Here is a 24,220-nt window from a genome sequence, read left to right on the forward strand (position 1 = left end):
CGAACGTGAAACGGCGGTGTGCACCCGGTGTCCAGCATCCTCTCGCAGCGTGACCTGGAGTTCCTGCTCTACGAGTGGCTCGACGTCGAGGCGCTGACCTCGCGGCCTCGGTTCGCCGAGCACTCCCGGGAGACGTTCGACGCGTTCCTGCAGGTCTCCGCGCAGATCGCCGAGCGTGAGTTCGCCACGCACAACAGGCGCAACGACGCCGAGGAGCCCCGCTTCGACGGCGAACGGGTGCACCTGATCCCCGAGGTCAAGGCGGCGCTGACCACGTTCAACGCCTCGGGACTGCTGGCCGGCTCGCTGGACGAGGAGGTCGGCGGCATGCAGTTGCCGCACGTCGTCCACCGGGCGTGTTTCGCGTGGTTCCAGGCAGCCAACATCGCCACCTCGGCGTACCCGTTGCTGACCATGGCGAACGCTCACCTGCTGCTGACCCACGCGGCCCAGGAGCACATCGACCGGTTTGTCGGTCCGATGCTCGAGGGCCGGTTCACCGGCACGATGTGCCTGTCCGAACCGCAGGCGGGCTCCTCGCTGAGCGACGTCACCACCCGCGCGGTCCCCGCCGGCGACGGCACCTACCGCGTCACCGGCAGCAAGATGTGGATCTCGGGCGGTGACCACGAGCTGACCGAGACGATCGTGCACCTGGTGCTGGCCCGGGTCGCCGGTGCGCCCGCCGGGGTCAAGGGCCTGTCGCTCTTCATCGTCCCGAAACACCTGGTCGGCGCGGACGGCGTGGTGGGCGAGCGCAACAACGTCGACCTCGCGGGCCTGAACCACAAGATGGGCTTCCGCGGCACGACCAACGCCGTGCTGGCGTTCAGCGAGAGCGAGGGGTACCTCGTCGGCGAGGAGGGCCGCGGGCTCGCGTACATGTTCCAGATGATGAACGAGGCACGCATCGGCGTCGGCGCGGGTGCGGTGGCGCTCGGTTACACCGGCTACCTGCACGCGCTCGCGTACGCCCGGGAGCGGCTCCAGGGCCGCCCGGTAGCCGGCAAGGACCCCCTCGCGCCGCCCGTCCCGATCATCCGGCACCCCGACGTCCGCCGTTTGCTCCTGGCGTCCAAGACCTACGTCGAGGGTGCCCTCGCCCTCATCCTGTACGCGTCCAAGCTCGTCGACGAGAAGGAGACCGGCAACGCCGCCGAGGCCGGGCTGCTCCTGGACGTGCTGACACCGATCACCAAGGCCTGGCCGTCGCAGTGGTGCCTGAAGGCGAACGACCACGCCATCCAGGTGCACGGCGGGTACGGCTACACGCGCGAGTACCCGGTCGAGCAGTTCTACCGCGACAACCGCCTGAACCCGATCCACGAGGGCACCGACGGCATCCAGGGCCTCGACCTGCTGGGCCGCAAGGTCGTCATGCGCGACGGCGCGGGCCTGACCCTGCTGGTCCGCACGATCCGCGAGTCGGCCGCAAAAGCCCCCGCCGACCTGGCCTGGATGGCCGAGCTCCTCGAGGCCGGCTGCCAACGCCTGATCGAGGTCACCGGCAAGCTGTGGGCCGACGCCGACCCGACGTCCGCCCTGGCCAACTCCACGGCGTACCTCGACGCGACCGGCCACCTGGTCATCGCCTGGATGTGGCTCGAGCAGGCCACCGCCGCCGCGGGCAAGGAGGGCGCCTTCTACGACGGCAAACGCCTCGCGGCCCGGTACTTCTTCACCCACGAGCTGCCCCGCACGACCACCTGGTTCGACCTGCTGGAGAGCGGGGACACGCTGCTCGCCGACCTGGACGACGAGTGTCTGTAGGGCTCCGCTTCCCCTACCTCGACTCCCCCGCCCCGCTGGCCTTCGCCCACCGCGGCGGCGCGGCGGAGGGAGACGAGAACACCGCCGAGGCGTTCGGCCGCGCGGTCGCCCTCGGTTACCGGTACGTGGAGACCGACGTCCACGCCACCGCGGACGGCGTCCCGGTGGTCTTCCACGACCGCACCCTCGAACGCCTCACCGGCACCGAGGGCACCATCGCCGCCCTGCGCTGGTCCGACCTCGCCACCCTGCGCGTCGGCGGCGCGGGCGCGGTCCCCCGCCTCGACGACGTCCTGGCGGCCTGGCCGCAGATCCGCTTCAACATCGACGTCAAGTCCGAGGCCGCCGTCGCCCCCACCGTCGAGGCGATCCACCACGCGGGCGCCAGCGGCCGCGTCCTGCTGGCCTCCTTCAGCGACGCCCGCCTGACCCGTCTCCGCCGCCTGGCCGGCCCGTCCGTCGCCACCTCCCTCGGCCGCGGCGAGGTGGCCCGCCTGCGCATCTCGTCCCTGACCGGCACCCGCCTGCGCCTGCCCCCGTCCGCGGTGGCGGCGCAGGTCCCGGTCCGCCACGGCCGCCTGACCATCGTCGACCGCCGTTTCCTGTCCCGCACCCACCGCCTGGGCCTCCAGGTCCACGTCTGGACCATTGACGACCCGGCCGAGATGCACGCACTTCTGGACCTCGGCGTCGACGGCATCATGACCGACCGCACCCAGACCCTCCGCGACGTCTACACCGCCCGCGGCCTCTGGCCCGAGCCCTGAGCATCAGCCGCGACCCTCGAGCAGCGTTCCCGGGGACGGTGATGGCTTCGCCGCCGTCAGCCACGAGCACCGCAAGGTCGACCGCAACGCGGCCGGGTTCGTGCGTTGGCCGGCGCCGGCGCGTCACTTCACGGGCACTTTCATCTTGAACAGTTTTTCCGCATTTCTGAAAGCGATTTTTTCCTTGTCCTCGCGCGGCAGATCGACTCCGCGGAACCAGTCGGTCTGCGCCTTGATGTCCGCGAACGGGTAGTCGGTTGCGAACATCACCCGATCCACGCTGATGAACTTCAGCAGGAGCTGGAGCAGTTCGGTCTGCGGGAATGCGCTGGTGGTGACCCAGAAGTTGTCCTGGAAGTATTGCCCGAAGGGCTTCTCGAGCGAGTTTTCGGTCGGCTCGCCCATGTCATTGATGATCCGCTGGTGGTAGAACGGAAGACCTTCACCCATGTGGCCGATGATGACTTTCAGTTTGGGGAATCTGTCGAAAACCCCGTACGTGATCATCCGAATGCATTGGGTCAGCACCTCCTGGTGCCAGCCATATCCGGACCCGCTGAAAATGTAGTCCTGGAACTCTTCCGTGTATTCAGATCGCGTGGTGCTGTAGTAGATCTTGAAGATCTCGTCAGCGGGATAGCCGGGATGCAGGTAGATCGGCACATCGAGAGCAACGGCACGTGCCAGCACAGGCTCGAAGTCGGGATGATCGAGATACTTCTTCGCGATGTGTCCGTTGGTCAGTGCGCCCAGGAAGCCATCCTCCCGAACCGATCGTTCCAGTTCGTCCGCCGCCGCCTCCGGGCTCCGCAGGGGCAAGGTGGCGAAGGCCTTGAAGCGGCCCGGATACTTGGCGATCGGCCCGTCCACGAGTTGCCGGTTGAGACGATAGGCAAGGTCGATGCCTTTCTGCCCAGGGACATTTTGTACGGACGGTGTATGAGCAGAGAGGATCTGAACGTTGAGTCCCCCCGCGTCCATGTCGCCGATGCGGCGTTGACCCAGATCCGAAAGACCAATTTCTTCGAGGAACGCTATGTGATCCTCGTTGATCGAGTTCAGCTTCAACAACGTGGGAGTCGAAAATGTCTCCTCCGTACCCATGAAGGGCAGGTCCCGGTCTCGCAATGCAATATCCGGAGCCTTGTCCGGAGTCTTGGCCGGAGTATCGTCCTCGTCCGCTGCCGAGACGGCGGCATACGCGGACAAGCCGGCACCAGCACCAAGTGCCGTGGCAGCGGCCAGAAAGCCGCGACGTCCCATGGACTTCATGTCAATCTCTCTTCAGCTGTTTGTGTGGTGTGTATCCGTCTGTTCGTTACCAGGCGGGCCCAGGTGTCCGCCCACGCCGCGTCCACCCTTCGACCTCGGCGCCGGCTGCGCCTGGCGTTGCATTGGCGGACGTCAGTACCTCCTCCGCACGACTTGCCTCGTTCGCCTGACGCCTATTTCGTACCGAGCGAATCTGAGACAACCGTTAAAAAGGCTCCTGAGTGATGTCTCGTAACTCGGTGCGGGCGCCCGCCGGGCAAACGGGTGGTCAGCCGGCCAGAGCCACGTTGCCCAGATGGGCGATGCCTGACGGTGACCGCGAGCGTGCGCCCGGCGCGGCGGTCACTCTGAGATCGCCGTGGTGGCCGCCGGCGGCCATCACGTCGCGCCCGGCGCGGTAAGGCGTCTCAGCGGTCCGGACAACTACGCCCACGCCGCTGCCAGGCTGCGATGGCCGCGGACGTCTGCACACAACACCACCGCCCAAGGCTGCTCCAGGGCGACGGAAGGAAACGGGAGCATTGACGGGCTGTAACGCATCGATGATAATCGTTGTTTGTTGTTAACGTTCACAATGCTGTTGGCTGCTGGAGGACAAGGATGTCCCCGTCACGGGCTTTGTTCGGGCTCACTGCCGTCACCGTGCTCCTCGTCGGGCTCGGTGGTGCTGCGCCGGTGTTCGCGGAGGCTGCGCCGGATTACACGATCACTGTGGAGCCGGGTGCGCGCGGGCCGGAGATCAACGAGGCCATGTACGGCGTGTTCTTCGAGGACATCAACTTCGGGGCTGACGGCGGGCTTTATCCGGAGCTGGTGCGCAACCGGTCGTTCGAGTTCCTGCCTGCGGACAACGCGGCGTACACGGGACTGACCGCGTGGACGCCCAGCAGCGTGGGCGGCGGGGCCGGCGAGGCGTCCACGGTGAACGACGACGCGCGGCTGAACGAGCGCAACCGGACCTATCTGAAGCTCGATCTCGACAATCCGGCGGGCGGGCGCTTCGGGGTGACGAACGACGGCTGGAACACCGGTTTTGCGGTCGAGCGCGGCAAGACGTACGACTTCTCGGTGTGGGCGCGCAGCGATGCTGCGGGTGGTACACCGATCTCGGTCGTGGCTGCGGATGCGGGTGGTGAAGCATGGGCGAAGCCCTCGGCACTGACTGCGCGGGGTGATCGGTGGACCCGTTATTCCGTACCGGTGAAGGCGACCAGGACCACCGATCGGGGCCGGCTCGCGGTCCTGGCCGGAGGGACCGGGACCTTGCGGCTCGACATGGTTTCGCTGCTGCCGCGGGACACCTACCGGGGCCATGGCCTGCGGCGGGACCTCGCCGAGAAGGTCGCGGCGCTCGAGCCCGGTTTTGTGCGCTTTCCCGGCGGTTGTCTGGTCAACACCGGCAGCCACGAGGCCTACGACGCGGCGTCGGATTTCCCGCGGGCGCGGTCCTATCAGTGGAAGGACACGGTCGGGCCGGTCGAGACGCGGGCGACGAACACCAACTTCTGGGGTTACAACCAGTCCTACGGGCTCGGTTACTACGAGTACTTCCAGTTCTCGGAGGACCTCGGCGCGATGCCGTTGCCGGTGGTGCCCGCGCTGGTCACGGGGTGCGGGCAGAACCGTGCCACCGACGACCCTGAGCTGCTGCAACGGCACATCCAGGACACGCTCGACCTGATCGAGTTCGCGAACGGGCCGGTCACGTCGACGTGGGGCAAGCTGCGCCGGGACATGGGACATCCGCGGCCGTTCGGGCTGACGCACGTCGCTGTCGGTAACGAGGAGAACCTGCCCGACGCCTACTTCGCGAACTTCCTGAAGTTCCGGGAGGCGATCGCTGCGAAATATCCGGGCATCACGGTCGTCAGCAACTCCGGCCCGGACGATCAGGGTGCGACCTTCGACAGCCTGTGGGCCAAGAACAGAGCGGCCGGGGTCGCGATGGTTGACGAGCACTACTACAACAGCCCGGCGTGGTTCCTCGGCAACAACAAACGCTACGACACGTACGACCGCAGTGGCCCGAAGGTCTTCCTCGGCGAGTACGCGTCGCTGGACAACAAACTCGTCAACTCGCTGGCCGAGGCGTCCTACATGACCGGTCTCGAACGCAACGCCGACGTGGTCAGGATGGCCTCGTACGCGCCGCTGTTCGCCAACGTCGACCACGTCCAGTGGCGGCCCGACCTGATCTGGTTCGACAACGACGAGTCGTGGGGCTCGACCAGCTACCAGGTGCAGAAACTCTTCATGACCAACGTCGGCGACCGGGTCGTGCCCAGCCGCGCGACCGGCCGTGTCATCCAGCCGAAGCCGATCACCGGCGCGGTCGGCCTCTCGACCTGGGCCACCGCGGCGGCCTACGACGACGTCCGCGTGACCAGCCCCGGCGGCGCGGTCCTGTTCAGCGACGACTTCTCGGACGGCGCCGGGCAGTGGACACCCGTCGAGCCCCGCGGCGCGTGGTCGGTCGTCGACGGCGCGTACCGGCAGATTGACACCGCCGCGCTGGACACCCTGGTCAAGGCCGGGAACATCACCGCCACCGACTACGACCTGACGCTGAAGGCGACCAAACAGTCCGGCGCCGAGGGCTTCCTCGTCGCGTTCGGGGTCCAGGACTCCGGCGAGCTCTACTGGTGGAATCTCGGCGGCTGGAACAACACCCAGCACGCGATCCAGAAGGGCGCCGGCGGCAGCAAGGAGATCGTTCTGGCCAAGCCCGGCAGCATCACGGCCGGACAGACCTACAACATCAAGATCGAGGTACGCGGTACGACCGTGCGGCTGTTCCTCGACGGCGCCGAGTGGGGCAGCTTCACCGACGATCAGGTGACCGAGCCGTTCGCGCAGGTCATCACGCACGACGACCGCACCGGCGAGCTGATCGTCAAGGTCGTGAACGCGCAGGACACCCCGGCCGTGACCACGGTCGACCTCGCCGGGCGGAAGGTCGCGAGCCGCGGCCGGATGACGGTGATCACCGGCGACCCGCAGGAGCAGAACACCCGCACCGCCGAGCCGATCCAGCCCGTCACCACGACCGTCACCGGTCTCGGTTCGACGTTCACCAGGACGTTCGCCCCGAACTCCGTCACGTTCCTGCGCCTCGAGACCAAGTGAGGGAACCCATGATGATCAGCCGCCGTACGCTGCTCAGCGGGAGCCTGGCCATGGCCCTCGTCCCGCCCGGGCCGAAACTCGCCGCAGGTCCGTTGATCGAGCAGCGGGCCGACCCGTTCATCACGCCGCGGATCAAGGGCAGGTACTACTTCACGGGCTCGGTGCCGGAGTACGACCGTGTGGTCGTACGGGGAGCCTCCACGATCTCGGGGCTGACGACCGCGACCGAATCGGTGGTCTGGCGGCGGCCGGCCACCGGCCCGATGGGCGGGCACATCTGGGCGCCGGAGCTGCACCGCATCGACGGCCGCTGGTACATCTACTTCGCCGCCGGCGACTCCGACGACGTGTTCCGCATCCGGATGTACGTCCTCGAGTCACCGCTGGCCGACCCCACCGACCCGGCCGGCTGGACCCTGCGCGGCCGGATCACGACCGAGTGGGACAGCTTCGCCCTGGACGCGACCACGTTCGCGCACCGCGGCCGCCGCTACCTGGTGTGGGCGCAGAGCGAGCCGGAGATCGCGGTCAACTCCAGCCTCTACATCGCCGAGATGAGCTCACCGTGGGCGCTGAGGAGCAAGCCGACACGGATCGCCACGCCGACGAGGAGCTGGGAGATCCAGGGCTACCGCGTCAACGAGGGGCCGGCGGTGCTGATCCGCAACGGGCGAATGTTCGTCACGTTCTCCGCCAGCGCCACCGACGCGCGCTACTGCCTCGGCCTGCTGACCGCCGACGCCCGCGCCGACCTGCTCGCCCCCTCGTCCTGGGCGAAGACCCCCGACCCCGTTTTCACCACGAACGCGCAGACCGGGCAGTACGGGCCCGGTCACAACAGCTTCACCGTGGCCGAGGACGGGGTCACCGACCTGCTGGTCTACCACGCCCGCGACTACCGGGACATCGTCGGCGACCCGCTGTACGACCCCAACCGGCACACGCGGGTCCAGCCGTTCACGTGGAACGCCGACGGGACGCCGCGGTTCGGCGTACCGGGAGGGGCGTGACGGGCAACGCCCCGGTGTTCCTCGTCGCTTGCCGGGTCGCTGCGGGATACTTCATGACGTAGGGATTTCGACGTCGACGCGGAAGAGCCTCACCATGAGCGAGCACTACGACCTGATCGTCCTCGGCGCGGGACCGGGCGGCTACGTCGCGGCGATCCGCGCGGCCCAGCTCGGCCTGCGGACGGCCGTCGTGGAGGAAAAATACTGGGGCGGCGTGTGCCTCAACGTCGGGTGCATCCCGTCGAAGGCGCTGCTCCGCAACGCCGAGCTGGCGCACATCTTCCACACCCAGGCGAAGACGTTCGGCATGTCCGGCGACGTCACCTTCGACTACGGCGTGGCGTTCGACCGCAGCCGCACCGTCGCCGACGGCCGCGTCAAGGGCGTGCACTACCTGATGAAGAAAAACAAGATCACCGAGTACGACGGCCTGGGCACTTTCCGTGACGCCAACACCCTCGAGGTCGCGCTCAGCTCCGGCGGCACCGAGACGCTGACCTTCGACAACGCCATCATCGCCACCGGCTCGACCGTCCGGCTGCTGCCCGGCGTCGAGCTCAGCGACAACGTCGTGACCTACGAGACCCAGATCCTCGACCGCGACCTCCCCGAGTCGATCGTCATCGTCGGCGCGGGCGCGATCGGCATGGAGTTCGGTTACGTCATGAAGAACTACGGCGTCGACGTCACCATCGTCGAATACCTCGACCGGGCCCTGCCCAACGAGGACGCCGACGTCTCCAAGGAGATCACCAAGCAGTACCGCAAGATCGGCATCCCGATCATCACGGGAGCCAAGGTCGAGACGGTCACGGACAAGGGCTCGTCGGTCGTCGTCAGCTACACCGCCAAGAACGGCAAGAACGAGACGATCGAAGCCGACCGCGTCCTCATGTCGGTGGGCTTCGCCCCCCGCGTCGAGGGTTACGGCCTCGAGAACACCGGCGTCAAACTCACCGACCGCGGCGCCATCGACATCGACGACCACATGCGCACCAACATCCCCCACCTGTACGCCATCGGCGACGTCACCTCGAAGCTCCAGCTCGCCCACGTAGCCGAAGCCCAGGGCGTGGTCGCCGCCGAAACCATCGGCGGCGCCGAAACGATGACCCTCGGCGACTACCGCATGATGCCCCGGGCGACGTTCTGTCAGCCCCAGGTGGCCAGCTTCGGCCTCACCGAACAGCAGGCCCGCGACGAGGGCTACGACGTGAAGGTCTCCACGTTCCCCTTCACCGCGAACGGCAAGGCCCACGGCCTTGCCGAACCGACAGGCTTCGTCAAGCTGGTCGCGGACGCCAAGTACAACGAGCTGCTCGGCGGCCACCTGATCGGCCCGGACGTCTCCGAACTGCTGCCGGAGCTCACCCTCGCCCAGAAGTGGGACCTCACGGCCAACGAACTGGCCCGCAACGTCCACACCCACCCCACCCTGAGCGAAGCCCTCCAGGAAGCCTTCCACGGCCTCACCGGCCACATGATCAACCTGTAGTTGCTGCTCCCCCGGCGGCCTGCGCACCCACACGCAGCCCGCCGGGGCTCTACCAGCCGATCTGTGCAGCGGTCAGCCGTTGCCCGACGACGCACATCACGGTCGGCTTTGCGGCCGAGATCGGCCAGGGCTCCACCGTCGACCGGACGAACGTGTCACCGCACGTCTTGGCGAGCTCGTCACCCCAGGCCTGGGCAGACTCGGGGTCGCGCGCCCAGATGCCGACAACCCCTGGCCACTCGTGACACTGGTCGTCGACCGGAAGCGTCTCGTCGTGGAACCACGCCACGTACTCGTAGATCTCGTCGCCTGACATGGCCCGCATCATGCCGCGCCCGTCCGCGCCCATCGACAGATTTACGTCAGTGCAGCCCGAGCTGGTCGGGTAACCGCCGGCCCCAGTCACCCGGCCTCGATCCGAGCCGGTAGGCAATCTGCGTTCGACCTGCGGGAGAAGAGTCGGCGAGCCCGGTCCTTCACGTCGGTCCGCCCGAACTTTTCAGAATCGGTTGGGAATGACCGCGTAAAGGGCTTCGATAGCGTAGTCAGCCGAGCCGTCGCCGCCCCAGAAACTACTACGCGTATTAAGCAATTCCACCAGCCCGTTGCCTCGCCGGAGGGTCACGTAAGAATTACCGGTGTAGACGAAGTTGGTGTGCCATCTTTCGTATGATTCCGCCAGTGCGATGCCGGCCAGCGGCTCCGCCCAGAGCAGGCCCTTGTCGCTCACCGAGGCATATCGACTCTTGATCAAGAGGAACCTGTCGGTGGTTACCCCGACCACCCTGCGACCAAGACCCATACCGGTATAGGCAGAGAACGCCAACCGGACCCGTTCGCCGTCATTCAGGTAGTGCGCGACAATATTGCTCTCGTGTGAACTCAACGGAGTTTCCCGCCATCGGAGGATTATTGACGATATCTTTTCCGATTGATGCGCGGCAAGCCCTCGCTCGCCATTGTCGACAGTTGGGGGTTCTTGCGTCAGCCGAGCCGTCCAGCGGCCGTCGGTCACTTGGCGGCGGCGATGCGCAGGACCGCGGCCCGGTCGTCGATCTCGACGACTTCCAAAGTCATGGCGTCGTTGATGGTCGCGACGACCCCCACCCGGCAGCTCATCTCGACACCACCGCCGCCCGGCGCGAACACACCACCCCCACCGGAACAACCCGACATGCTGTAGCCCGAGCCGGTCAGGGACGCGGTCAGCCCCACCTCGGCGGAGGCAATCGCCGTAACCTCGATCGGCCCCAACCCGTACCTTTCCGGCACGGTCACCACGTCACCCACGGTCACCTCGACCCGGCACGTTCCGTCAGCGCACGAGTCGCCCGACGGCGACGGCGTGACCACTGGAGTGAGAACCGGCGTACTGCCGACCGCCGATGGCGCGGAGCCGATCCCCGGCGCAGTGTCCGCGGAACACGACGTAACGGCCGCGCACACCAGCACGGCAACGACAATGACGGACGACGTTCTGCGCGTTACACCAGCCACGAACATTCGCTCACGGTAAAGCGGGGTGCCACGCTGAGCGCCGCCATGTCCTCTTGTGGACAAACCGCAGGGATTCCCACCACGTAGCTACGGGTCACGCCTGCTGCGCTGCTGCCGCGCCACCGCGATCGTGCAGGCCATCCTCGTTCTGCACCACGGCGAACCCGATCGCTACGAACGTCGGTTGTCTCCAAAACTGATTGACGTCCGAGCGCCCCTTGGCGATGTTGTCCAGATGGACAGCGAGTCGATCGAGCGCTTCACGACCGATGGGTTCATCAAGATGGAGCAGGCGGTGCCGCCGGATGTCACCGCGGCCTGCGCCGAACTGCTGTGGGAGCAGATCGAGGCAATGCCCGGCGACCGGTCGACCTGGACCAGACCGGTGTACTGGGTGGGCAACATGGCGCAGGCGCCATTCAGCGCCGCAGCGAACACCGCGGTGCTGCACGACGCGTTCGACGCGCTGGTCGGGCCCGGCCGCTGGAAGCCACGCGGGTCGCTGGGCTCCTTCCCTCTGCGGTTTCCGCACGATGAGGAGCCTGACGATGCCGGATGGCACATCGAGGGCAGCTATCAGCCACCCGGTGAATCCGGCTACTGGGTCAACGTACACACCACCGGCCGAGCGCTGCTCATGCTCTTCCTCTTCACCGACGTCGGCGAGGGTGACGCACCGACCCGGATCCGCGTGGGGTCTCACCTGGACGTACCGCCGGTCCTCGCCCCGTACGGCGAGCGCGGCACCCCGATGATGACGGTGGGTTCCGCAGTGGCAGCGGCCTCGGAGCATCGGCCGGTCACTCTGGCAACCGGCCGCGCCGGCGACGTCTTCCTGTGCCACCCGTTCCTGGTGCACGCAGCACAGCCGCACCACGGCGAGCACCCTCGATTCATGGCGCAGCCGCCGCTCGATCCGAGCGACGACCTCTGGCTCGGCCCCTACAACCTGCGCGTGACCGACGCCGAGCCCCCGCCGATCGGTGCGACCATCCGGACCGCTCTGCACAGCGCCTGACCAGCCTACGGAACTCAGCGCTCCCCTGGACACGCCTTGAGATCTCTACCGCCGCGTCCGGCGTTTCTTGGCCGGGGCGGGCGGCAGCAGTCAAGGTCCCCCGATGACGTCGGCCCGGTCGCTACACTCACGCGAGTCGATCGGGCGGGGGCCGAATGCGGGCGCGGTTGTGGGTTTTGAGTGGGGTGGGGCTGGCGGCTTTGCTGGTTCTGCTCGTGCGGGTGGCCGTCATCGCGTCCAGTGATCCGATTCCGCCGCCGACCAGCGCCGGGGTGCCTAGCTTTGCGGATGCGTTGATCGTGCGGGGCACCGCACCGGTCAACCTGGACGCGGGCAAGGTGGCGAGCCTGCGCAGTACCAGGGCCGCGTTGGAGATCAGTGCGGGAGAGCTCACCTTCGTCTCCGGCTCCTGCGGGGAGAAGACGATCACCACGGTGTCGGTGACTCTGGCGGTGACCAAGGGTTCCGCTGTGGTGGATCCGGCCTGGTTCCAGCTCGAAACCGTCAGCGGCGGCACGGTGACGGCCCTGGCGGACTGCTACACCGGCGTGACCGAGCTCGAGGCCGGCGAACGCGCCACCGTCGAGATGCCGTTCGAGGCGCGGGATCCGAAACGGCTCGTTTTCGGGGCCGATCCGCATCAGCCGCAGGCCGTCTGGCAGCTCAGCTGAGCAAGGCCAGAGCCTGCTTCAGGTTGTGCTCGGCGATGCCCTGCATGAACGCCCGGCGCGGAAAGTCACCGTCGAGCAACCGCAGCGGGCCGGCGGTCAGCGACAACCGCTGGACCAGCATGTAGAGCGCAAGCCGGTCCTCGTCCAGGTCGTCGACGGCCAGGTGGGCGTAGGAGTCGCCGAGGCGGATGCGCAGGAACACGTGTTCCCATTCGACGTCGAAGTACATGAGGTCCTCGATGTCGATCAGCACGGGCCGGCCGTCCGGGGCGATCATGACGTGGTCGAGGCCGAGTTCACCGTGGACGACCGAATATTCGGAGCGGGGGCGCACGGCGGCGGCGAGTTCCTGAAGGCGATCAGACAGACGGGGGCGGGCCGCGGCGATCCGCTCGTCACGTCCGGCCGCTTCCGCGAGGCAGCGCAGTCCGAAATCGAGCGCCGCGGACTCGCAGGACGTGCCGTGCGAGCGGCCACCGCCGTCGATCAGCGCCACCTTGCCGTAGGCCGGTGCCCGGTACGCGCGCATCACGGCGAGGTCGGCGGCCAGGCGGGACATCGTCGGTGCGGCGACCTCCGGGTCTCGGGCGAGGAGGTCCATCAAATGCGGGCCGGGAAAGTCCTCGACGAGGGCAAACCTGGGACCGGTGAGATACACAGCGGGAACGCGCAGCCCGAGTGAAGACAGCTTGGATCGCGCCGCCGAGAAGAGGTCGAAGCCGACGCCTGCCGCGAAAGGGTCGGCATCGTCGCCCTCGGTCTCGGGCCAGTAGTTCTCGGCCTGCTCCCATACGTAGGCGATCGCTGTCGTCGAATCGGCCGTCGTCAGGCGGTAGACCCCTTTGCGGCTGCCGCCGGTGAGGCGATCGACGTCCTTCAGTTCACCGTCCAGCGCGAAGCGCACCGCGGCTGCCAGCTTTGCCCGATTCATATCGGTCGTCCCTTCGGTCCGACCGTTTGTAGCATCCAGCGATGGGTGTCAGAAACTTCCTGATCGAGGGTGTCTCCGGTACGGGCAAGACGACGGTCTGCGACGAGTTGCAGCGGCGCGGCTTTCACGCCGTTCACGGCGACCGTGTCCTGGCTTATCAGGGTGATCCGGAAACCGGTGAGCCCACACCCGGCGGCTCGCATCAGAACCACATCTGGCGGGTGGACGCCGTCCGGGCGCTGATCGCCGATCACAGCGAGCCGGTGACGTACTTCTGCGGCGGTTCCCGGAACTTCGCCAAGTTCATCGACCTCTTCGACGGGGTGTTCGTGCTCGACGTCGACCCGGGCACGCTGCACCAGCGACTCAGCACACGGCCGGAGGACGAGTTCGGCGGCAGGCCGGCGGACCGCGAGTTCATCGCGCGGCTGCACCGCACCGGAGAGGACATCCCCGCGGACGCCGTGGTCGTCGATGCCACCGTGCCGGTCGCCCGGGTGGTCGACAAGATTCTGCAGATCAGCGAGGTCGACCGGACCCGGGCGTAGGGCGGTACCGTTCCGGGATGCGCATCCTCGCCGGCGGGACCGTTGTCGCGGAGTACCAATCGGGCGCGGACGTCGATCCGGTGAACGGGCCGCGGCCGTACCTGCATCCGGTTCGGACGCTCGGCGGGGTGACGGTGACCGATGCCCTGCCGGAGGATCACCGGTGGCATCTCGGTGTCTCGGTGGCGATGCAGGACGTCGACGGCGCGAATCTCTGGGGCGGGCGCACCTACGTCCGCGATCAGGGTTACACCTGGCTGGACGATCACGGCCGGATCGAGCACGTCGACTGGCAGCCTGCCGCCGCCGACGGTTTTGCCGAGCGGCTGCGGTGGCTCGGCCCCGGCGGCCGGGTCCTGCTCACCGAGACCCGGCGGGTGGCCGCGCATCCGGTCCCTCTCGGCTGGGAGCTCTCCTTCTCGTACGCCCTCAGCAGCGCGTCCACCGATGTCGAGCTGGGCAGCCCGGCCACGAACGGACGCCCGGGCGGTGCGGGTTACGGCGGGTTCTTCTGGCGTGCGGCGCCCGGCCCGGCGACCACGTTCACGGCCACGCGGGAGGGCGAGGACGACGTGAACGGCAGTGACGAGCCGTGGGTCGCGTTGACCGGGCCGGGCCCGTACACGCTGGTTTTCCGGGGTCTGAGTGACGACGACCGCTGGTTCGTCCGGACCGCGAACGGTGGTTACGCCGGGGTCTGCGCCGCGCTGGCGTTCGAGCATCCGCTGGTCGTGCGGGCCGGTCACCGCATCGAGCGGCACCTGACCGTGCTGGTGGCGGACGGTCTGCTGACCCGCGAGCAGCTGGCCTGACGCCGGCGGTCAGACCAGGTTTTCCGTGTGGGCGGGCACCGCCCAGACCACACCGGACTCCGACGGCAGTTTCAGGGTTTCCGCGGCCTCGCGCAGCACCGCGTTGATGCCGCCGATGACTCGGACGCGTTCCGGTGGTGTGCCGACCGACGTGACGAACTCGTCGCCGATCAGGTGGGGTACGGGCACGCCAGGTCCGGTGAGGGCCTGGACCACGGTGGTGAAGGCGGCGGTCCGGGCGAGCGGGGCCACGAGCGGTACCCCGGCCGGGTCGCGGCGGTGCGCGATGAGGTTTTCCAGCAGGTCGATGCGGCCCTCGGGGGCGGGCGGGCCGGGCATGTCGAGGCGGTCGGTCGGATATTCGAGGACCGCACGCCCGCCGGTGCCGGTGACGATGACCTCGCCCGGGATGTAGTCCTCGCCCGCGAGGGTGACCGCGGCCAGCATCCGGAGTCCTTCGCGGAACGTGATCCGGGCGAACGCGGTGTCGTCGACCTCGATGTCCCGGGTGCGGTAGCGCTCGAACTCCAGCCGGGACGGCTCCCCCGCACCGGCCGCGGCGGCGACCGCGAGGCACTGCATGACGGCGTGCGCGAGCGGGTTGACCAGCGCACCGTCGAGCACCGGGCGCCCGTCGACGATCCGGCGGCCCGACCAGGGCGCCCGGGCGTAGTACGCGTCGTCGCGCCGCCAGGAGGCCACGGTGGCCACCGTCTCGATCCGGCCGAGCCGCCCGTCGTGTACCGCGTCGAAGAGCTGCTGGGCGGCGTACGAGCCGAGCGCCTGGAAGCCGACCTGGACGGATCGGCCCGCCTCGGCCGCCGCGGCCTCGAGGGTCGCGTGGGCCTGCCGGTCCGGGACCGGCGGCTTCTCCAGGAGCAGGTCGCAGCCGGCGTCGAGGGCGTCCAGGGCGATCGGCAGATGGGTGTGCGGCGGTGTGCAGATGACCACGACGGCGGGCCGGGTCGCGGCGAGCAGCTCGCGGTGGTCGGTGAAGACGGCCACGCCGGGCGGTACGTCGTCGATCGGCTGGATGTCCGCCAGCGCGACGAGCTCGAGCACTCCCTGCGCCTGGAGCTCGGCGATCCGGCGGCGGTGCGAGTGGCCGTGCCCGTTGGCACCGATCAGCGCGACCTTCACGACGCACCGGCCAGGGTGGCCTCGACACCGTGCCTGTCGAGGGCGGTCAGCCAGTCGACGACCAGCGCGCGGACGGTGGCGTCGGCGGCCAGCTCGGCCGGGAACACCGCGTCGAGGCCGAACAGCGCGTCGGCCACTCCCTGCGGCGTCGCGGGGGCCGCGGCCAGCCGGGTGCGGATCTGTGCTGCCAGGGGGTCGTTCAGCGGGAGTTCCCGCCCGTCGTCGGTCCGGCCCTGCACAAAACGCATCCAGGCCGCGACCACCAGGGCCGCCCACCGCGGGGAGGCGCCGGCCGCCCGCCGGTCCAGGATGGTGTGCAGCACCCGCTGCGGCAGCTTCTGCGAGCCGTCCATCGCCACCTGCCGGGTGGCGTGCGCGATGGCCGGGTTGGCAAAACGTTCCAGCACCGAAGCACCGTAACCGACGACCGAGACACCCGGCGGCGGCTCGAAACTGGTCGCCACGTCCTCGGCGATGAACCGTTCCATCGCTGTCCGCAGACCCGGGATCTCCAGCGCGGTCACGATGGTGTCGCGCCCGGCGAGCGCACCCAGGTAGGCGATGGCCGAGTGCACGCCGTTGAGCGCGCGCAGCTTGAGCCGCTCCCACGGCCCGGCGTCGCCGGTCAGCACCGCACCGGCGAGCTCCCAGGCCGGCCGGCCGCCGGGGAAACGATCCTCGATCACCCACTGCCGGTACGGCTCGCCGTGCACTCCGGCGAGGTCACGTGCGCCGAGGGCCGCCTCCGCGATCGCCAGGGTCTCCGCGGTGCTCGCCGGCACGATCCGGTCGACCATCGTGCCCGGGAACGTGACACTCTCGCGGACCCAGTCACCGAACGCCGGTGCGGCCCCGGGGACCAGCACCCGCGCCTGCTCAACCATCCCGTGCAGCCGGCGCCCGTTGGACGGCATGTTGTCGCAGCTCACCAGGGCGATCGGCCCCGCGTCCGCGCGGTGCCGGGCGAGGAGTCCCCGCACCAGCAGCCCGGGGATCGTGACCGAGGGCCCGGCGCCGGCCAGGTCGGCCAGCAGTGCGGCGTCGACGGTCAGCTCGCCCGTCACCGGGTCGAGCCGGTGGGCCTTCTCCGTGACGGTCAGGGTCACGACGCGGACGGCCGGATCGGCCAGCAGGGCGACAACACCGGCCGGGTCGGAGGCCGCGTGGCGTACCTCGGCCAGGGCGCCGACCACGCGGGTGTGCGGGCCCGCCGCCGACAGGGTCGTCACGCTGAACAGCCGGTCCTGCGCCAGCAGGTCGTCGACCACGGCGGACGACCGCGGTGAGACGCCGACGATGCCCCAGTCACCACCGCCGGCGGCGACCGCCTCCTCGGTGTAGACGGCCTGGTGGGCCCGGTGGAAGGCGCCGAGCCCGAGGTGGACGATGCCCGCCGGCACCGAGCCGGGCTCGAGCAGCGGACGGCTGTGCTCGGGCAGGCGTCCGAGGGTGCCCAGCCCGAGCAGCGGCGTGGTGGTCACTGCCATGCCGGTCCCTCGGGGAAGGAGAACTCGGCGATCGAGGCGGGACGCATGGTGGCGCTGTAACCCGGCTGGTCCGGCAGCAGATAACGGCCGTCCTGCGTGCGTACCGGATCCTCGAAGTGCTCGTGCAGATGGTCCACGTACTCGATCATGCGCCCGTCGAGGGACGTGCCCACGCGCAGGTAGTCGAAGACCGCGATGTGCTGGACCAGCTCGCAGAGCCCGACCCCGCCGGCGTGCGGGCACACCGGGATGCCGAACTTGGCGGCGAGCAGCAGTTCGGCGAGCACCTCGTTGACACCCGCGACGCGGCAGGCGTCGACCTGCACGACCCCGATCGCGTCGGCCTGCAGCAGCTGCTTGAAGATCACGCGGTTCGCGGCGACCTCCCCGGTCGCCACGCGGCACCGGCCGCCGGTCAGCCCGGCGACCGCCTGGTTGATCCGGGCGTGACCCAGGACGTCGTCGGCGTGGGTGGGTTCCTCGATCCAGTACGGGTCGAACGCGGCGAGCCGTCCCATCGCGGTGATCGCCTCGTCGACGTCCCACACCTGGTTGGCGTCCATCATGAGCAGCGCGTCCGTACCGATCTCGGCGCGGATGATCCCGGCGCGGCGGACGTCGTCGCCGAGGTCACCGCCGACCTTCATCTTCATCGCCCGCCACCCCTCGGCGTACGCCTGCCGGGCCAGCCCCCGCACCTTGTCGTCGGGATAACCGAGCCAGCCCACCGAGGTCGTGTACGAGGGGAAGCCGTCCCGGGTGAGCTCGGCGAGCCGGTCCGGGAGCCCGACCAGCCCCTTGTCGAGAATCGCGGTCGCCTCCGCGGGTGTGAGCGCGTCGCTGATGTGGTGGAAGTCGACGCAGGCGACGAGCTCCTCGGTGGACATCTCGGCGAGCAGCTGCCACAGCGGCGCACCCGCGCACTTGGCCCGCAGGTCCCAGACGGCGTTGATCAGCGCGCCGGACGCCATCGCGATGACGCCCTTCTCGGGCCCGAGCCAGCGCAGCTGCGGGTCGGCGGTCAGGCTCCGGGAGAACGCCGCCGGGTCCGCGGTCAGCTCCGCGAGGGTACGCCCGGTGACGTGCCGGGCCAGGGCACGGACGGCGGCACAGGTGATCTCGTTGCCCCGGCCGTTGGTGAAGGTGAAGCCCGCGCCGACGTGCGGTCCGTCGGTGCGCAGCTCGACGTAGGTGGCGGAGTAGTCGCCGCGGTTGATCGCGTCGGAGCCGTCGCCGGCCGCGGAGGTCGGGAAGCGCACGTCGTGCACGTCGACCGATTCGATCCTGGTCACAGGCGGAACACCTTCTTCGGCAGGTGGTAGGCGAGGTCGGCGATGGTCTCGGCGGCCTCGTCGAGCGGGAGCCGGCCCTCGGCGACGAGCCGGGCGAGGTAGGCCGCGTCGGCGCGGCGGGCGACCTCGTGGCGGACCGGGATGGAGCAGAACGCCCGGGTGTCGTCGGCGAACCCGGCCGTGTTGTAGAAACCGGCGGTCTCGGTGACCGCGTCCCGGTAGCGCCGCAGCCCGTCCGGGGAGTCGAGGAACCACCACGGCGCGCCCAGGTAGAGCGCGGCGTACCCACCGGCGAGCGGCGCCAGCTCGCGGCTGAACACGTCCTCGTCGAGCGTGTAGAGCACCACCCGCAGGCGCGGATCGTTCCCGTACGCGTCCAGCAGCGGCGCCAGGTCGTGCACGTAGTCGGTCGCCCGCGGGATGTCGCCGCCGACGTCGCGCCCGTGGACGGCGTACAGGCTCTTGTTGTGGTTGCGGACCGCGCCGGGGTGCAGCTGCAGCACCAGCCCGTCCTCGATCGACATCCGCGCGAACTCCATGAGCATGTGCGCACGGAACGTCTCCGCATCCGCCGCCGACGCAGTCCCCCGCAGTCCGCGTTCGAAGATCTTCGCGGCGTCGGAGGGACTCAGCCGGACGGTCCGGGCGGTCGGGTGACCGTGGTCGGACGAGGTCGCGCCCGCCGCCTGGAACGCCTGCCGGCGCGACCGCAGTGCGGCCAGATAGCCGCTGTAGGTCGCGGTGTCCTCGCCGGTGATCTCGCCGAGCCGGGCCACGTTGCCCGCCCAGCCGTCGAACTCCAGGTCGACCACGTCGTCGGGCCGGAAGGTCGTGATGACCCGCCCACCGGGGCCGCCCCAGCCGTCGGCCGCCAGCTTGGCGTGCCGGCTGAGGTCGTCGAGCGGTGACTCGGTCGTGGCGAGCACCTCGATGCCGAACCGTTCGAACAGCGCCCGGGGGCGGAACTCCGGCTCGGTGAGGCGTTCGGCGATCGTGTCGTACAGCTGGTCGGCGGTGTCGGGGCCGAGCCGCTCGTCGACGCCGAAGACGGCTGACAGCGTGCGTTCCAGCCAGAGCCGCGACGGCGTGCCGCGGAACAGGTACCAGTTCTCCGCGAGCAGCCGCCAGATCACCCGGGGGTCCTGCTCGACCTCGGCGCCGGTGCGGCTGGGCACGCCGAGCTGCGCGAGCGGGATGCCCTGGCTCAGCAGCATCCGGGTGACGTAGTGGTCCGGCACGATGAGCAGGCGCGCCGGGTCGGGAAACGGCTCGTCACCGGCCAGCAGACCGGGGTCGACGTGGCCGTGCGGTGAGATCAGCGGCAGGTCCCGGGCGAGCGTGTAGAGCTCCCGGGCGATGTCGCGCTGCCGGGGTTCGGCCGCGAACAGCAGGTCGGACATGAGTACCTCGGATCGGCAGCGGGTCAGGGCAGGTCGAGCAGGTCCGCGACGCGGACGGGCAGCCCGGTCTCGAGGGAACGGTTGGCCGCGAGACCGGTGAGCAGCGCGAGTGTGCCGTCGCGGGCGGTGGCCGAACGGTGCATCGGGTCTTTCTCGGCGCCGAACAGCACGGCCGTCATGCGGGTGTCGGCGCCGCCGTGACCGGTCCTTGAGTACGCCGCCGGAAGCGGCAGCTCCCGTGGCGGCGCCCAGAACGGATGAACGGTCAGCGAGGCGTGACCCTTCTCCTGCGCCTCGGTCACCCCGTGGATCGCGGCGCCCTTGACCTCGTTCGCCCCGGCCGGGCTGACGTGGTCGCTCTCGACCACCTCCAGCTCGAGGCGTCCCCGGCTCCCGTTGACCATGACGCGATAGCCCTCCCAGGGCGCGTACGCGGTCAGGTGGTAGGTCATCGTGGCGCCGGTGTCGTAGCGCACGAGCACCGCCAGGTCGTCCTCGATCGTCACCCCGGGGGCGAAGACGTTGACGTCGCGGCGGTACCCGTCCTCGGCCTCGGCGTCGAGGTAGAGCTCCTTCATCCGCGGGTTGTCCCGCAGGCGCAGCGCGAACGGGTCACCCTCGGCCGCCGGGTCGTCGTGCGCCCGGAGATAGTCGCGGGCGTACCCGTGGCGGCGCCCGCTCTCGCCGTAGAAGAACAGCCGGCCGTCGGCGTACACCCGCTCGGGTGCGGCGCCGAGCCACCAGTTGACCAGGTCGAAGTGGTGGCCGGACTTGTGCACCAGCAGGCCGCCGGAGTTGGCCTTGTCGCGGTGCCAGCGGCGGAAGTAGTCGGCGCCGTGCCGGACGTCCAGCAGCCATTCGAAGTGGACCGAGCCGATCTCCCCGATCTCCCCCGACGCGAGGACCTCACGGACCGCCTCGTGCAGCGGGTTGAAGCGGTAGTTGAAGGCGACCGACACGCGCCGCCCGGTCCGCTCGACGGCGTCCAGGATGCGGCGGCAGCCGTCGGCGTCGACGGTCATCGGCTTCTCGGTGATCACGTCGCAGCCGGCATCGAGCGCGGCGACCACGTAGTGAGCATGAGTGCTGTCCATGCTGGTCACCAGCACCTCGTCGACACGTTCCTTGGCCAGCATCGCCGTGAACTCGGCCGCCGCGTACGCCGGCACCGGCCGGGCGCCGAGCTCGGTGAGCCAGCGGTTGTGCGCCGCCATCCGGGCCGGGTTGACGTCGGCGAACGCCACCAGCTCGGCCGTGCCCGCGTGGTCCAGGGTCAGGGCGCGCACGAACATCTCGGCTCGTGCGCCGGCACCGGCCACTGCGTACCGCCGTCGTTCGGACACCACGTCTCCTCACTGCAAACGTTTGCAGCAGAACTAAACACGTCGATGCGATGGCGTCAAGAAATCCGCCAGCCTTCGTCCAGTTATATCCGTATTCGCACAGGCCAGAGGCGCGTTCAATGCGGACAGCCGACACGAAGGCGCAATAAATGACCGTTGACAGAGCTACAACCGTTTGCATTAATTGGCCACCAGAGTGACCCCGACCACAACAATGACGATCATCGACAGGAAGGGCCGGCGTGCCAGCCACGATTCGCGACGTCGCCCGGGAGTCCGGAGTGCACATCTCCACGGTCTCCCGGACGTTCTCGGCGCCGCACCTGGTCAACCCGGAGACCCGGACCCGCGTGCTGGCCAGCGCCGAGCAGCTCGGTTACCGGCCCAACCGGGCGGCCCGGGCACTGATCACCGGCCGCACGTACAACGTCGGGCTGATCGTGGCCGACATCGCGAACCCGTTCTTCCCGCCGCTGATCAAGGCGGCGGAAAGCCAGGCCCGGCAACGGGATTACCACATCTTCGTCGCGGACTCCAACGAGGACGCCGCGGTCGAGGAGGACCTGGTCCGGGCCCTGGCCAAGCAGGTCGACGGCATCCTGCTGTGCAGCCCGCGGATGAGCAACAGCCTGATCGAGCTGCTCAGCCGCGAGGTGCCGCTGGTCGTCGTCAACCGCCAGATCACCGGTCTGCCCACGGTCGTCATGGACGTGGCGCAGGGCGCCCGGCTCGCCGTCGAGCACCTGGCCGGTCTCGGTCACCGCTCGATCGGTCTCATCGCCGGCCCCCGCGGCTCGTGGACCAGCAAGGAGATCCGGCGCTCGGCCGCCACCGCGGCCCGGGCCGCCGAGGCCGGGCTCACCGTCATCGGCCCCAACCCACCCAACGAGCACGGCGGCGCGGCCACGGCCGAGCAGGTCCTGCGCAGCGGCGTCACCGCCGTGCTCGCCTACAACGACCTCATGGCCATCGGCCTCATCGAGGGCCTGCACGCCCAGGGCGCGCGGGTCCCGCACGACATCAGCGTCGTCGGCATCGACGACATCGCGCTGAGCCGCCTGATCCACCCCAAGCTGACCACGGTGGCGACACCTGCCGCCGCCGCGGGACGGGCGGCCGTCGACATGCTTCTGGCGCACGGCGACGACCGCCGAACCACCGCACACGCGAGCCTTCAGACCGAACTGGTCATCCGCGACTCGACGGGACCGGGCCCGGATCCGCACAGCCATGCGGATCCGGGCGACGTGGCCACGGCCGCCCCCGACGCTGTCGCCTCCTACGCCAAGGAGTGAGCACAGATGCACCCCGACAAGACCCCGGCGGCAGACGCGCGGACCACGCGCGGTCACCGTACCGCGACCAGACGGCGGCTTCTCGCCGCGGCCCTGGTCATACCCCTCGCCCTCGGTGCCGCCGCCTGTGGTGGTGACGATTCGGGCGACGACGGCAAGACCGAGCTGTCCATCTTCTGGTGGGGAGCGGAGGGCCGGGCCGCACTGACCGAGAAGGCCCTCGAGCTCTACACCCAGCGGCACCCCGACGTGACGTTCAAGAAGACGTGGCAGGCCAACCAGGGCTACTTCGACAAGCTCGCCACGCTCACCGCGGGTGGCAACGCCCCCGACATCTTCCAGATCGACGACAACTACATCGCGGAGTACGCCGGCCGCAACGTCACGCTCGACCTCACCCCGTACTCCGGTGACGGCAAGCTCGACCTGACCAAGTTCCCGCCCGGGCTGCGCGACTACGGCGTGGTCGACGGCAAGCTGGCCGGTGTCGCGTTCGGGGAGAACACCCAGGGCCTGGTATTCAACAAGACGCTGCTCGACAAGTTCGAGCTGCCCGCGCCGACGACCGGGATGAGCTGGGAGGAGCACATCGCCTGGGCCGAGAACGTCTCCAAGGTCGCCAAGGTTCCCGGCACGCAGGACGCCAGCGCCATCTACCAGGCACTCTGGGTCTGGCTGCGGCAGCAGGGCAAGGACCTCTACAAGGACAAGGAGCTCGGCTTCACCGAGCAGGACATCACCGCGTGGTTCGACCTGTGGAAGGGTGCCCGCGACCGCGGTGCCACCCCCACACCGGACGTCATCCACGAGGGCAACGCCACGGACATCAGCAAGCAGCTGGTCGTCACCGGCAAGGCGGCGACGTCCTGGGTCTGGGCCAACCAGATGCCGGAGCTGAAGAAGAACACCGCCGACGAGCTGGGTGTCGTCGCGTACCCGGGTGATCCGAAGTCGTTGTGGCCGCGGGCCTCGATGTACTTCTCGGTCTTCCGCGGCACCAAGCACAAGGACCAGGCCGTGGACGTGCTGAACTTCCTGGCCAACGACCCGGAGGCGGGCAAGATCCTCGGCACCGACCGGGGGCTCCCGTCCAACCTCGACGTCCGCAAGCTGGTCGCCGACACCGTCACGGACCCGAACATGAAGCAGACGATCGCGGTCCAGAACGACCTCGGCAAGAACTTCGGGCCCTCGCCGGCCGTGCCGCTCAAGGGGCACAGCAAGGTCCGCAGCGAGCTGATCCGGATCGCGGAGGAGGTCCAGTACGGCCGGCAGACGCCCGCGCAGGGCGCCGCCGCCTTCGTGGCCGCCGCCAAGACCGCCATCGGGCAGGGCTGACGGTCGAC

21 protein-coding genes are annotated in these 24,220 nt (G+C 69.1%); 11 read left to right on the plus strand and 10 right to left on the minus strand.

Features of this window, described 5'->3' with window-relative positions; all coding sequences use genetic code 11:
* The first annotated feature begins 27 nt into the window (after nucleotides 1-27).
* Nucleotides 28-1,770, plus strand: a complete 1,743-nt coding sequence (locus AFR_RS25330) for an acyl-CoA dehydrogenase (RefSeq protein ID WP_041842695.1) — start codon at nucleotides 28-30, stop codon at nucleotides 1,768-1,770.
* Entirely contained in the window at nucleotides 1,761-2,537 is a 777-nt protein-coding gene (locus AFR_RS25335) for a glycerophosphodiester phosphodiesterase family protein (RefSeq protein WP_023363894.1), read from the plus strand. Before AFR_RS25330 ends, AFR_RS25335 begins: the two co-directional genes overlap by 10 nt.
* Before the next feature lie 123 nt (nucleotides 2,538-2,660).
* Here the strand turns inward: AFR_RS25335 and AFR_RS25340 are convergent, their stop codons facing one another.
* Complete coding sequence (locus AFR_RS25340) at nucleotides 2,661-3,809, minus strand: amidohydrolase family protein (RefSeq protein ID WP_052359459.1); 1,149 nt, start codon at nucleotides 3,807-3,809, stop codon at nucleotides 2,661-2,663.
* Nucleotides 3,810-4,409: 600 nt separating this feature from the next.
* Here AFR_RS25340 and AFR_RS25345 point away from each other — a divergent pair.
* From AFR_RS25345 to lpdA, 3 genes are all read left to right on the plus strand, one after another.
* A complete protein-coding gene (locus tag AFR_RS25345) occupies nucleotides 4,410-6,935 on the plus strand; it encodes an alpha-L-arabinofuranosidase family protein (RefSeq protein WP_041841117.1) in 2,526 nt (841 codons plus the stop codon).
* Between the two features lie 11 nt (nucleotides 6,936-6,946).
* Nucleotides 6,947-7,945, plus strand: coding sequence for a glycoside hydrolase family 43 protein (locus AFR_RS25350; protein ID WP_238547132.1), 999 nt, complete (start codon nucleotides 6,947-6,949; stop codon nucleotides 7,943-7,945).
* A 94-nt stretch (nucleotides 7,946-8,039) separates the two neighbouring features.
* Nucleotides 8,040-9,440: a dihydrolipoyl dehydrogenase gene (gene lpdA / locus AFR_RS25355; protein ID WP_023363898.1), complete on the plus strand. Its 1,401-nt coding sequence runs from the start codon at nucleotides 8,040-8,042 to the stop codon at nucleotides 9,438-9,440.
* Between the two features lie 49 nt (nucleotides 9,441-9,489).
* On the opposite strand, the gene AFR_RS25360 is transcribed toward lpdA, so the two are convergent.
* The 3 genes from AFR_RS25360 to AFR_RS47475 all read right to left on the minus strand — a co-directional run bounded on the left by AFR_RS25360 (nucleotide 9,490) and on the right by AFR_RS47475 (nucleotide 10,943).
* Entirely contained in the window at nucleotides 9,490-9,756 is a 267-nt protein-coding gene (locus AFR_RS25360; RefSeq protein WP_148308054.1) for a hypothetical protein, read from the minus strand.
* A 183-nt stretch (nucleotides 9,757-9,939) separates the two neighbouring features.
* On the minus strand, nucleotides 9,940-10,455 hold the full coding sequence (locus tag AFR_RS25365; protein WP_158510570.1) for a hypothetical protein: 516 nt from the start codon (nucleotides 10,453-10,455) through the stop codon (nucleotides 9,940-9,942).
* Entirely contained in the window at nucleotides 10,452-10,943 is a 492-nt protein-coding gene (locus tag AFR_RS47475; protein WP_202963950.1) for a hypothetical protein, read from the minus strand. Before AFR_RS47475 ends, AFR_RS25365 begins: the two co-directional genes overlap by 4 nt.
* Before the next feature lie 49 nt (nucleotides 10,944-10,992).
* On the opposite strand from AFR_RS47475, the gene AFR_RS25375 reads away from it, so the two are divergent.
* Both AFR_RS25375 and AFR_RS25380 read left to right on the plus strand, forming a co-directional pair.
* Nucleotides 10,993-11,955, plus strand: a complete 963-nt coding sequence (locus AFR_RS25375) for a phytanoyl-CoA dioxygenase family protein (RefSeq protein WP_238547133.1) — start codon at nucleotides 10,993-10,995, stop codon at nucleotides 11,953-11,955.
* Between the two features lie 200 nt (nucleotides 11,956-12,155).
* Entirely contained in the window at nucleotides 12,156-12,626 is a 471-nt protein-coding gene (locus tag AFR_RS25380) for a hypothetical protein (protein WP_148308056.1), read from the plus strand.
* Here AFR_RS25380 and AFR_RS25385 read toward each other — a convergent pair.
* Nucleotides 12,619-13,557, minus strand: a complete 939-nt coding sequence (locus AFR_RS25385; protein ID WP_023363903.1) for a phosphotransferase — start codon at nucleotides 13,555-13,557, stop codon at nucleotides 12,619-12,621. The two genes, AFR_RS25380 and AFR_RS25385, sit on opposite strands and share 8 nt — an antisense overlap.
* 41 nt (nucleotides 13,558-13,598) lie before the next feature.
* On the opposite strand from AFR_RS25385, the gene AFR_RS25390 reads away from it, so the two are divergent.
* Together AFR_RS25390 and AFR_RS25395 are read left to right on the plus strand one after the other, a co-directional pair.
* The gene (locus AFR_RS25390) at nucleotides 13,599-14,105 is read left to right on the plus strand and encodes an AAA family ATPase (protein WP_023363904.1); all 507 of its coding nucleotides are present in this window, start codon (nucleotides 13,599-13,601) and stop codon (nucleotides 14,103-14,105) included.
* 17 nt (nucleotides 14,106-14,122) lie between these two features.
* The gene (locus AFR_RS25395) at nucleotides 14,123-14,917 is read left to right on the plus strand and encodes a DUF6807 domain-containing protein (protein WP_023363905.1); all 795 of its coding nucleotides are present in this window, start codon (nucleotides 14,123-14,125) and stop codon (nucleotides 14,915-14,917) included.
* 9 nt (nucleotides 14,918-14,926) lie between these two features.
* Here the strand turns inward: AFR_RS25395 and AFR_RS25400 are convergent, their stop codons facing one another.
* Genes AFR_RS25400 through AFR_RS25420 form a run of 5 tightly spaced genes read right to left on the minus strand, consistent with a single transcriptional unit; the run spans nucleotide 14,927 to nucleotide 21,528 of the window.
* Entirely contained in the window at nucleotides 14,927-16,057 is a 1,131-nt protein-coding gene (locus AFR_RS25400) for a Gfo/Idh/MocA family protein (RefSeq protein WP_023363906.1), read from the minus strand.
* Nucleotides 16,054-17,544, minus strand: a complete 1,491-nt coding sequence (locus AFR_RS25405; protein WP_041841119.1) for a mannitol dehydrogenase family protein — start codon at nucleotides 17,542-17,544, stop codon at nucleotides 16,054-16,056. The genes AFR_RS25400 and AFR_RS25405 overlap by 4 nt, the downstream gene beginning before the upstream one ends.
* Nucleotides 17,535-18,836 (minus strand): enolase C-terminal domain-like protein, encoded by a 1,302-nt coding sequence (locus AFR_RS25410; protein ID WP_023363908.1) that lies wholly within the window; start codon nucleotides 18,834-18,836, stop codon nucleotides 17,535-17,537. The genes AFR_RS25405 and AFR_RS25410 overlap by 10 nt, the downstream gene beginning before the upstream one ends.
* On the minus strand, nucleotides 18,833-20,236 hold the full coding sequence (uxaC, locus tag AFR_RS25415; RefSeq protein ID WP_023363909.1) for a glucuronate isomerase: 1,404 nt from the start codon (nucleotides 20,234-20,236) through the stop codon (nucleotides 18,833-18,835). The genes AFR_RS25410 and uxaC overlap by 4 nt, the downstream gene beginning before the upstream one ends.
* Nucleotides 20,237-20,259: 23 nt before the next feature.
* Nucleotides 20,260-21,528, minus strand: a complete 1,269-nt coding sequence (locus AFR_RS25420; protein ID WP_084298433.1) for a Gfo/Idh/MocA family protein — start codon at nucleotides 21,526-21,528, stop codon at nucleotides 20,260-20,262.
* Nucleotides 21,529-21,821: 293 nt separating this feature from the next.
* Here AFR_RS25420 and AFR_RS25425 point away from each other — a divergent pair, with 293 nt between their 5' ends.
* A complete protein-coding gene (locus AFR_RS25425; RefSeq protein WP_041841121.1) occupies nucleotides 21,822-22,874 on the plus strand; it encodes a LacI family DNA-binding transcriptional regulator in 1,053 nt (350 codons plus the stop codon).
* 6 nt (nucleotides 22,875-22,880) lie between these two features.
* Nucleotides 22,881-24,212, plus strand: coding sequence for an ABC transporter substrate-binding protein (locus tag AFR_RS25430; protein WP_023363912.1), 1,332 nt, complete (start codon nucleotides 22,881-22,883; stop codon nucleotides 24,210-24,212).
* Nucleotides 24,213-24,220: the final 8 nt, after the last annotated feature.

Source organism: Amorphoplanes friuliensis DSM 7358, from assembly GCF_000494755.1.
Lineage (GTDB): Bacteria > Actinomycetota > Actinomycetes > Mycobacteriales > Micromonosporaceae > Actinoplanes > Actinoplanes friuliensis.

What these genes read in the sequence shown, in the direction of transcription:
- AFR_RS25350 (WP_238547132.1), top strand. Translation starts at nt 6,947, where the DNA reads ATGATCAGCCGCCGTACGCTGCTCAGCGGGAGCCTGGCCATGGCCCTC.
- uxaC (WP_023363909.1), bottom strand. Translation starts at nt 20,236, where the DNA reads ATGTCCGACCTGCTGTTCGCGGCCGAACCCCGGCAGCGCGACATCGCC.
- AFR_RS25390 (WP_023363904.1), top strand. Translation starts at nt 13,599, where the DNA reads ATGGGTGTCAGAAACTTCCTGATCGAGGGTGTCTCCGGTACGGGCAAG.
- AFR_RS47475 (WP_202963950.1), bottom strand. Translation starts at nt 10,943, where the DNA reads ATGTTCGTGGCTGGTGTAACGCGCAGAACGTCGTCCGTCATTGTCGTT.
- AFR_RS25430 (WP_023363912.1), top strand. Translation starts at nt 22,881, where the DNA reads ATGCACCCCGACAAGACCCCGGCGGCAGACGCGCGGACCACGCGCGGT.
- AFR_RS25405 (WP_041841119.1), bottom strand. Translation starts at nt 17,544, where the DNA reads ATGGCAGTGACCACCACGCCGCTGCTCGGGCTGGGCACCCTCGGACGC.
- AFR_RS25420 (WP_084298433.1), bottom strand. Translation starts at nt 21,528, where the DNA reads ATGTTCGTGCGCGCCCTGACCCTGGACCACGCGGGCACGGCCGAGCTG.
- lpdA (WP_023363898.1), top strand. Translation starts at nt 8,040, where the DNA reads ATGAGCGAGCACTACGACCTGATCGTCCTCGGCGCGGGACCGGGCGGC.
- AFR_RS25360 (WP_148308054.1), bottom strand. Translation starts at nt 9,756, where the DNA reads ATGTCAGGCGACGAGATCTACGAGTACGTGGCGTGGTTCCACGACGAG.
- AFR_RS25385 (WP_023363903.1), bottom strand. Translation starts at nt 13,557, where the DNA reads ATGAATCGGGCAAAGCTGGCAGCCGCGGTGCGCTTCGCGCTGGACGGT.
- AFR_RS25340 (WP_052359459.1), bottom strand. Translation starts at nt 3,809, where the DNA reads ATGAAGTCCATGGGACGTCGCGGCTTTCTGGCCGCTGCCACGGCACTT.
- AFR_RS25395 (WP_023363905.1), top strand. Translation starts at nt 14,123, where the DNA reads ATGCGCATCCTCGCCGGCGGGACCGTTGTCGCGGAGTACCAATCGGGC.
- AFR_RS25345 (WP_041841117.1), top strand. Translation starts at nt 4,410, where the DNA reads ATGTCCCCGTCACGGGCTTTGTTCGGGCTCACTGCCGTCACCGTGCTC.